Annotated in this window: 6 protein-coding genes; 3 read left to right on the plus strand and 3 right to left on the minus strand. The window is 72.8% G+C overall.

Features of this window, described 5'->3' with window-relative positions:
* Positions 1–24 precede the first annotated feature (24 nt).
* Positions 25–3,672, plus strand: coding sequence for a cobaltochelatase subunit CobN (gene cobN / locus QSK00_RS08145; protein ID WP_285589383.1), 3,648 nt, complete (start codon positions 25–27; stop codon positions 3,670–3,672).
* A 43-nt stretch (positions 3,673–3,715) separates the two neighbouring features.
* Here the strand turns inward: cobN and QSK00_RS08150 are convergent, their stop codons facing one another.
* The 3 genes from QSK00_RS08150 to QSK00_RS08160 form a co-directional block, all read right to left on the minus strand.
* On the minus strand, positions 3,716–4,954 hold the full coding sequence (locus QSK00_RS08150) for a right-handed parallel beta-helix repeat-containing protein (protein ID WP_285589385.1): 1,239 nt from the start codon (positions 4,952–4,954) through the stop codon (positions 3,716–3,718).
* Between the two features lie 131 nt (positions 4,955–5,085).
* On the minus strand, positions 5,086–5,898 hold the full coding sequence (locus tag QSK00_RS08155; RefSeq protein ID WP_285589387.1) for an SAM-dependent methyltransferase: 813 nt from the start codon (positions 5,896–5,898) through the stop codon (positions 5,086–5,088).
* Positions 5,899–5,992: 94 nt separating this feature from the next.
* On the minus strand, positions 5,993–6,490 hold the full coding sequence (locus tag QSK00_RS08160) for a MerR family transcriptional regulator (protein WP_285589390.1): 498 nt from the start codon (positions 6,488–6,490) through the stop codon (positions 5,993–5,995).
* Positions 6,491–6,581: 91 nt separating this feature from the next.
* Between QSK00_RS08160 and QSK00_RS08165 the strand changes: the two genes are divergently transcribed.
* Together QSK00_RS08165 and QSK00_RS08170 are read left to right on the plus strand one after the other, a co-directional pair.
* On the plus strand, positions 6,582–6,803 hold the full coding sequence (locus tag QSK00_RS08165) for a DUF2795 domain-containing protein (protein ID WP_285589392.1): 222 nt from the start codon (positions 6,582–6,584) through the stop codon (positions 6,801–6,803).
* A gap of 145 nt (positions 6,804–6,948) precedes the next feature.
* Positions 6,949–8,154 (plus strand): L,D-transpeptidase, encoded by a 1,206-nt coding sequence (locus tag QSK00_RS08170; RefSeq protein WP_285589394.1) that lies wholly within the window; start codon positions 6,949–6,951, stop codon positions 8,152–8,154.
* Positions 8,155–8,170 lie beyond the last annotated feature (16 nt).

Consider the following 8,170-nt stretch of genomic DNA (forward strand, 5'->3'; position numbering starts at 1 on the left):
TGCGCAGATGATGAGATGTTGCGCGTGCTCCTCCTCCTCTCGACGTCCGACACCGACCTCCGCTCGGCCCGGGCCGGCAGCGAGGGAGCGGCCGACCAGGCCCTGACGTGGCGCTGGGCCAACCCGTCCCGGCTCGACCCGGAGAGCGACCTGCCCGCCCTGCTCGACGGCGTCGACCTCGTCGTCGTGCGCCTGCTCGGGTCGCGGCAGTCGTGGGAGACCGGGCTCGACCTGCTGGCCGCCGGCCCGCGACCCGTCGTCGTGCTCGGCGGGGAGCAGGCGCCGGACGCGCAGCTGATGGAGTCGTCGACGGTCCCCATCGGGGTCGCGACCCAGGCGCACCTCTACCTCGCCCAGGGCGGCCCGGACAACCTGCGCGAGCTCGCCGCGTTCCTCTCCGACACCGTGCTGCTCACCGGACACGGGTTCGCGCCGCCGGCGGAGCTGCCGACGTGGGGTCGTCTGCCGGGCTGGTCGGCCGACGATGTGGCGGAACTGCCACTGGACGCCAGCAACGACGCTTTCCTGCCACAAGAGCCGAGGGTCGCCGTCGTCTACTACCGCGCGCACCACATGGCCGGGAACACCGCGTTCGTCGACGCCCTGTGCCACGCCGTGGTCGAGGCCGGGGGAGTCCCCGAGCCGGTGTTCTGCTCCAGCCTCCGCAGCCCCGACGCCGAGCTGCTCGACGTGCTGAAGACCGCGGACGTGCTGGTCACGACGGTGCTCGCCGCCGGCGGCTCGAAGCCCGCGGCCGCGAGCGCGGGGGAGGACGACGAGTCGTGGGACACCGGCGCGCTCGCCGCCCTCGACGTCCCGATCCTGCAGGCGCTCTGCCTCACCCGCAGCCGCGACGAGTGGCTCTCCGACGACGACGGCGTGAGCCCGCTGGACGCCGCGAACCAGGTCGCGGTCCCGGAGTTCGACGGCCGGATCATCACCGTGCCGTTCTCGTTCAAGGAGACCGACGCCGACGGCCTGCCGGTCTACGTCGCCGACCCCGAGCGCGTCGCCCGCGTCGCCGGGCTCGCCGTGTCCCACGGCCGGCTGCGCCACCTCACGAACGCCGACAAGAAGGTCGCGCTCGTGCTGAGTGCCTACCCGACGAAGCACGCCCGGATCGGCAACGCGGTCGGCCTCGACACCCCGGCCTCGGTCGTCGCCCTGCTCCACGCCATGCGCGACGCCGGCTACCGGATCGGCGACGTGCCCGGGCTGGAGGAGCACGACGGCGACCTGCTCATCCGTGCCCTCATCGACGCCGGCGGCTACGACCAGGACTGGCTCACCGAGGAGCAGATGGCGGCCAACCCGGTCCGCATCGACGCCGACGAGTACACGGCCTGGTTCGAGACCCTGCCGCAGGACTTCCGCGACGGCGTCACCGAGCACTGGGGCGCCGCGCCGGGCTCGATGTTCCTCGACCAGGGGGCCATCGTGCTGGCGGCGATCGAGCGCGAGCACGTCGTCGTCATGATGCAGCCGCCGCGCGGGTTCGGGGAGAACCCGATCGCGATCTACCACGACCCCGACCTGCCGCCCTCGCACCACTACCTCGCCGCCTACCGCTGGCTGCAGACCGGCTTCGGGGCGGACGCGCTGATCCACGTCGGCAAGCACGGGAACCTGGAGTGGCTGCCGGGCAAGACGGCGGCGCTGTCGGCGTCCTGCGCGCCCGACCCGATCCTCGGGAACCTGCCGCTGGTCTACCCGTTCCTGGTCAACGACCCGGGCGAGGGCACGCAGGCCAAGCGCCGCGCCCACGCCACGCTGGTCGACCACCTCGTGCCGCCGATGGCGCGCGCCGAGTCCTACGGCGACCTCGCACGGCTGGAGCAGCTGCTCGACGAGTACGCGTCGATCCAGGCGATGGACCCCGGCAAGATCGAGGCGATCCGCGGGCAGATCTGGCAGCTCATCCAGGCCGCGAAGCTGGACAGCGACCTGGGCGTGTCCGAGGCGCCGGACGGGGAGCGCTTCGACGACTTCATCATGCATCTCGACGGCTGGCTCTGTGAGATCAAGGACGCGCAGATCCGCGACGGCCTCCACGTCCTCGGCAAGGCCCCGGCCGGTCAGGAGCGGGTCGACATGGTGCTCGCGGTGCTCCGGGCGCGGCAGATGTGGTCGGGCACGCAGGCGCTGCCGGGGCTGCGCGAGGCACTGGGTCTCGACGAGGCGGCCGGTGCGGCCTCCCGGATCGACGTCGACCGCGCGGAGGAACTCGCGCACTCGCTCGTCGTCGGGATGGAGAAGCGCGACTGGAACCCGGCCGACGCCGCCGACGTGGCCACGGAGATCCTCGGGCGAGGACCCGACGAGGACGTGGTCAGGATCCTGCGCTTCGCGGCGACCGAGGTCGTCCCGCGCCTCGACCGCACCACCGAGGAGATCGACGGCGTGCTGCACGCCCTGGCCGGCGGACACGTGAAGGCCGGGCCGTCGGGGTCGCCGCTGCGCGGGCTGGTCAACGTGCTGCCGACCGGACGGAACTTCTACTCGATCGACCCGCGCGCGGTCCCGTCGCGCCTGGCGTGGGAGACCGGCCAGATGCTGGCCGACTCGCTGCTCGAGCGCTACCGCGCCGACCACGACGGCGAGTGGCCCACCAGCGTGGGCCTGTCGCTGTGGGGCACGGCCGCGATGCGGACCAGCGGGGACGACGTCGCCGAGGCACTCGCGCTCATGGGCGTCCGGCCCGTGTGGGACGAGGCGTCGCGCCGCGTCACGGGGCTGGAGGTGGTCGACGCCGACGAGCTCGGCCGGCCCCGCGTCGACGTCGTCCTGCGGATCTCGGGCTTCTTCCGGGACGCGTTCCCGCACGTGGTGGCGACGATGGACGACGCCGTGCAGCTCGTGGCGAACCTCGACGAGCCCGACGAGGACAACTTCGTGGCCGCCCACGCGCGGGCGGACCTGTCGTCGGGAAGCACCTGGCAGGCCGCGACGACGCGCATCTTCGGCTCGCCGCCCGGGGCCTACGGTGCCGGTCTGCTGCAGGCGATGGACTCGCGGGACTGGCGCGGGGACGCCGACCTCGCCGCGATCTACACGACGTGGGGCGGGCACGCCTACGGCCGCGACCGGCACGGCGAGTCCGCCGTCGAGGAGATGAACGCGGCCTACCGGCGGATCGCGGTCGCGGCGAAGAACATCGACACCCGCGAGCACGACATCGCCGACTCCGACGACTACTACCAGTACCACGGCGGCATGATCGCGACGGTCCGCGCGCTGACCGGGGTCGCGCCGGCCGCCTACGTCGGGGACTCGACGCGGCCCGAGGCGGTGCGCACCCGGTCCCTGGTGGAGGAGACCGCCCGGGTGTTCCGGTCCCGCGTGGTGAACCCGCGCTGGATGGCCGCGATGCGCCGGCACGGCTACAAGGGCGCCTTCGAGATGGCGGCGACCGTGGACTACCTGTTCGGCTGGGACGCGACGGCGGGCACCGTGAGCGACTGGATGTACGGCTCGCTGACCGAGAACTACGTCCTCGACCCGGAGAACCGGGAGTTCCTCCGCGAGGCGAACCCGTGGGCGCTGCACGGCATGGCCGAGCGGCTCCTCGAGGCCGTGGACCGGGGTCTCTGGGAGAACCCGGACCCGGCCATGGTCGAGTCGCTGCGCGAGGCGTTCCTCGAGGCGGAGGGGGATGCCGAGGGAGGTGCCTAGCGGCTCGTGAGCACGACGTGGGCCGATCGCCCCAACGTGGTGCTCACCTGCCCGGAAGGCACAACCCGGGCGGCGTCGCCGTCCGTCCGACGTTCCGGCTCCACGTGTTCGCGGTGCCCAGCGTCCCGGTGCCCGTCGAGGCGTCGGCGCAGTCCGTCCCGACGCTGCCCGTCGCCACGTTGCGGGTGAAGGTCACCCCGGTCGCCGTGGCCGCGGCGGCGATGCCGTTCGTGCCGGAGGCGGTGACGACGTTGCCGGTCACGACGCCGCTGCCCTCGTTGACGACGATGCCGGTGCCCGTGCGGCCGCGGATCGTGTTGGTGTCGATCACCAGGTTCGTGCTCGGGGCCGCGCCGAACGGGACGGCGCCGTTGGTCGAGAGCCCGTTGCCGGTCCCGCCGGTGAGGACGTTCCGGCTGACCGTGAGCCGGTCGGTGTTGCCCACGACGAAGATGCCCGTACCGGCGACGGCGGACGGCGCCTTCGTGGCGATGTTCCGGGTGACCAGCGCACCGTCGGCGTTGTTGATCACGGCCAGGTTGCCGTCGTCGACGCTGCGGTTGTCCCGGACGACGAGACCCCGCGACCGGGACGTCGGGTCCCCGATCGAGTTCACGGCGGCGCTCCGGTGCCCGCTGAACAGGTTGTCGCCGATCGTCAGGGCGTTGCCGGGCCCGGAGGTGATGAGCACCCCCGCGCCACCCTGCGGGTCGGGCACCGCGTCGTTCGCCACGAACCGGTTCCGGGCGATCGTCGAGGGCGCCGGGCCGGCGGCGTCGACGTTCATCCCGTTGGCGTTGCCGGTGATCACGTTGTCGACGAAGGAGAAGCCGGAGCCCCGCGCGAACGCGTCGATGCCGTCGCCCGCGTTGGAGGCGATCGTGAACCCGTCGATCACCACGCCGTCGACCGCGCCCACCGTGAAGCCCGCGCCCGCGGACCCGGTGACCACGGACTCGTCCGCCACGGTCGTCCGGCCCGTCCGCGCGTCCCGTCCGTACTGCGCCCCGAGCAGGCGCACGGGCCGGTCGATCGTGACGCGCTCGCGGTAGGTCCCGGCGCAGACGAAGATCGTCGACCGCGGCGCCGCGGCCGCGACGGCCGCCTGGATCGTCGGGAAGGTCGCCGGGCAGCGGGCGGACCGCGTGCCCACCACCGCTGCGCCCGACGGCGCCGGGGCCGGTGCGGCCGCGGCGGCCACCCCCGCCGTCGTGACCGCGCAGACGAGCACCGTCGCCCCCGCCAGCACCGTCCTCGAGAACCGCTCAGCCCGCATCCCCATCGCCCCCCGGCGTCCCCCCGTGCGACCCGTCCGGGGCGCGGCGGAAGTCTGCTCGTGACGGCCCGCGTACCGCGCCTACACGATGGGGTGACGTCCGGTCGCCGACGTCCGGGCGGGACGACGGCGGGTGATCACCGGTGGGTCGCCGCGAGCGCCGCGTAGATCCCCGCCGGCTCGGTCCCGGAGGCCAGCGGCCAGTCGACGACGTCGACGACGCCGGGCGGGAGGACGTCCCACCGCCCGAGGATGCGGGTGAGCTCGGCCCGGCTCCGCAGTCGGAGCGGAGCCATGGTCGACTCGATGACCGGAGGGACCTCGACGATCTCGGTGCCGTCGAGCAGGTCGGGGTGCGGGACGCTCAGCACCAGCAGGCTGCCGGGCGGCAGGGCCGCGCGGTAGCGCTCGAGGGAGGCGGCGAGGTCGTCGGCGTCGCTGTCCGCGACCCACTGCAGGACGGCGTTGCAGACGATCGCCACGGGCCGGTCGAGGTCGAGCAGTCCGGTCTCACGCGCCTCGTCGAGCACGCGGTCGGCCTCGCGGAGATCGGCGCGCACCGCCGCGGTCCGGCTGACCTCCTTCTGGTCGGCCAGGAGCTCGCAGGTGTGCGCCACCGCGACGGGGTCGACGTCGACGTAGACCACCCGGGCGCCGGCCGGGCCGACCAGCCTGTGCAGGCCACCGGGGGACGGGATGCCGGAGCCGAGTTCGAGGAACTGGTCGACGCCGCGGTCGAGCGCCGTCCGGACCGCCCGTCCGACGAAGGCACGCGACGCGCGGAACCGGGTGCCGACCGCGGGGTCCATCGCGAGCAGCGCGTTGATCGCGGCGCGGTCGGCCGCGAAGTTGGCGCCCCCGCCGACGAGGTAGTTCGTCGCCCGGGCGAGGTTCGGCCGCTCCATGGCGTCGAGGTCGGTCGAGGCGACGTCCGCCAGGATCCGTTCCATCCCACCCCCTGTGTCCGCCGTCATGCCTCGGTCATCGTTCTAGGCCGTTCAGGTGTAACAGGTGCGCTGTAAGGACCATCGCGGAACGCGAGGCTCAGGAGCCGCAGGTACCCCCGTAGGTGGTGATCTTGTAGTCGACGACGGCGAGCGCGGTCTGGAGGTCGCGCAGGTGCGAGACGACGGCGGCGCGGTGCTCGAGGAGCAGGGCGAGCCGTTCGTCGGCGGTGTGGGTCCCGGCCTGGGCCAGCTCCACGTACCGCGTCACCGAGGCGATCGGCATGCCCGAGAGTCGCAGCCACGTGACGAACATGATGCGTCCGAGCGCCGCGCGGTCGTAGGCGCGGCGACCGGCCGCGTCCCGGGCCACGACGACGAGTCCGATCCGCTCGTAGTAACGCAGGGTGTGCGCCGTGATACCGGTCAGGTCGGCGACCTCCGCGATGCCCAGCGTCTCGGGCAGGTCCTCGGGCAGGGCCATCGCGCGCACCAGCTCCTGGTCGAGCGGCGGCAGCGTGCCGTCGTCGGCCGCGGCCGACTCGAGGACGGTCCGGAGGCGGGTGGCCGGGTGGTGGTGCTCCAGCGTGCTCGTCACGGTCACCGAACCTAGGACTTCGAGTGCACTCGAAGCCAGTCCGCGACGCGGTACTGCTCACGTTGACGAGTACCTGTTACCGCCGGTATCGGTGGAGGATGTGAAGGCCTCCGCGTTCGCCGACCTCCTGCAGGACGTCGCGTTCCCGGTCCGCCGCCCGCAGATCGCGGCGGCCGTCGAGGGCCGCGGGGTCGACCCGCTGGTGCGCCGCAAGATCGAGCAGATCCCGGACCGGGAGTACACCGACGTCTTCGACATCGTGGTCGCCCTCTCGCTCACACCGGCGCACCTGAAGGGGCGCCGACCCCTGTAGACGTACCGCCCGAACCGCACGCACCGGCCCTACCGAGGCACGAATCAGGCGTTCCACCTGCGAAAACGGTGTGGGGTGATCACGGACCCGCTCCGGGGGATGTGCCACTGTGGTGCCCGGCGTGTGCGGCGCCGGGGAGCGAGGCATGGTCGTGCTGGGGTCCACACCGACGGGTGCGCGAACGGGCGTCCCGCTGCTGCTGGCGGTCCTCGCCGCCGTCGTGGCGGTGCTCACCGCCTGCTCGTCCGGAGGCACGGGCGGTGTCGGCGACGCCTCGCCCGCCGCCTCCGCCTCGCCCACGGTGCCGCCGCCGGGTCCGCGGGTGACCGTCGACCCCGCCGTCGCCGTGAACCCGACCACGCCGGTCCACGTGCACGCCGACGGAGGCCGGCTGACCTCGGTGCGGATGACCAATCCCGCAGGGGACCAGGTCACCGGGACGACCGCCGCGGACGGCGCCACCTGGACCACCGATGAGCCGCTCGCCTACGGCCGCACGTACACCGTGGTCACCGACGCGGTCTCCCCGCAGGGCGCCCCCACCCACCTGCAGTCGACCGTCACGACCCTCGACCCGAAGCAGACCGACACCGCCGCGGTCGATCCGGGCACGACCGACGTCGGCGTCGGGCAGCCGATCGCGGTCACGTTCAGTCACGCCGTGAACGACAAGGACGCCGCGGTGAAGGCCCTGACCGTGACCTCCACGCCGCCCCAGACCGGTGCCTGGCACTGGATCTCCTCGACACAGGTCGACTACCGCCCGGCGGAGTACTGGAAGCCCGGCACCGCCGTCACGCTGGACGGCAAGCTCTACGGCGCCGACCTCGGGGGTGGCGCGTTCGGCGCGAAGGACATCCACGAGACCTTCCACGTCCACGACGCCTGGATCGCGAAGGCCGACGGTGCCAGCGAGCAGATGCAGATCTTCGACAACGGTGCCCTGGTGAAGACGATGAAGATCAGCCTGGGTGGGCCGAAGTTCCCGACCCACCTCGGGCCGCACGTCATCTCCGACAAGCAGCCGAGCGTCGTCATGGACTCCGCCACCTTCGGCGTCATGCCCGGTCAGCCCGGCTACTACAAGGAGACCGTCCAGCTCGACGAACGGATCTCGAACGACGGCGAGTTCGTGCACTCGGCGCCGTGGTCGGTGGGCCAGCAGGGCAACGCCAACGTCTCCAACGGCTGTGTGAACCTCAGCCCGGCCGACGCCCAGTGGTTCTACGACCACTTCGGCATCGGCGACGTCGTCGAGGTCACGAACTCGGGTGGTCAGACGCTCCCGATCTGGGACCGCTGGGGCGACTGGGAGCTGCCGTTCAGCCAGTGGCAGGCCGGGACCGGCTGACCCGGCCCTGTCAGCC

It is taken from the genome of Actinomycetospora sp. NBRC 106378 (genome assembly GCF_030269685.1).
GTDB lineage: Bacteria > Actinomycetota > Actinomycetes > Mycobacteriales > Pseudonocardiaceae > Actinomycetospora.

Coding starts and splice junctions, on each gene's coding strand:
- QSK00_RS08150 (WP_285589385.1), bottom strand. CDS start 4,954: ATGGGGATGCGGGCTGAGCGGTTCTCGAGGACGGTGCTGGCGGGGGCG.
- QSK00_RS08155 (WP_285589387.1), bottom strand. CDS start 5,898: ATGGAACGGATCCTGGCGGACGTCGCCTCGACCGACCTCGACGCCATG.
- QSK00_RS08170 (WP_285589394.1), top strand. CDS start 6,949: ATGGTCGTGCTGGGGTCCACACCGACGGGTGCGCGAACGGGCGTCCCG.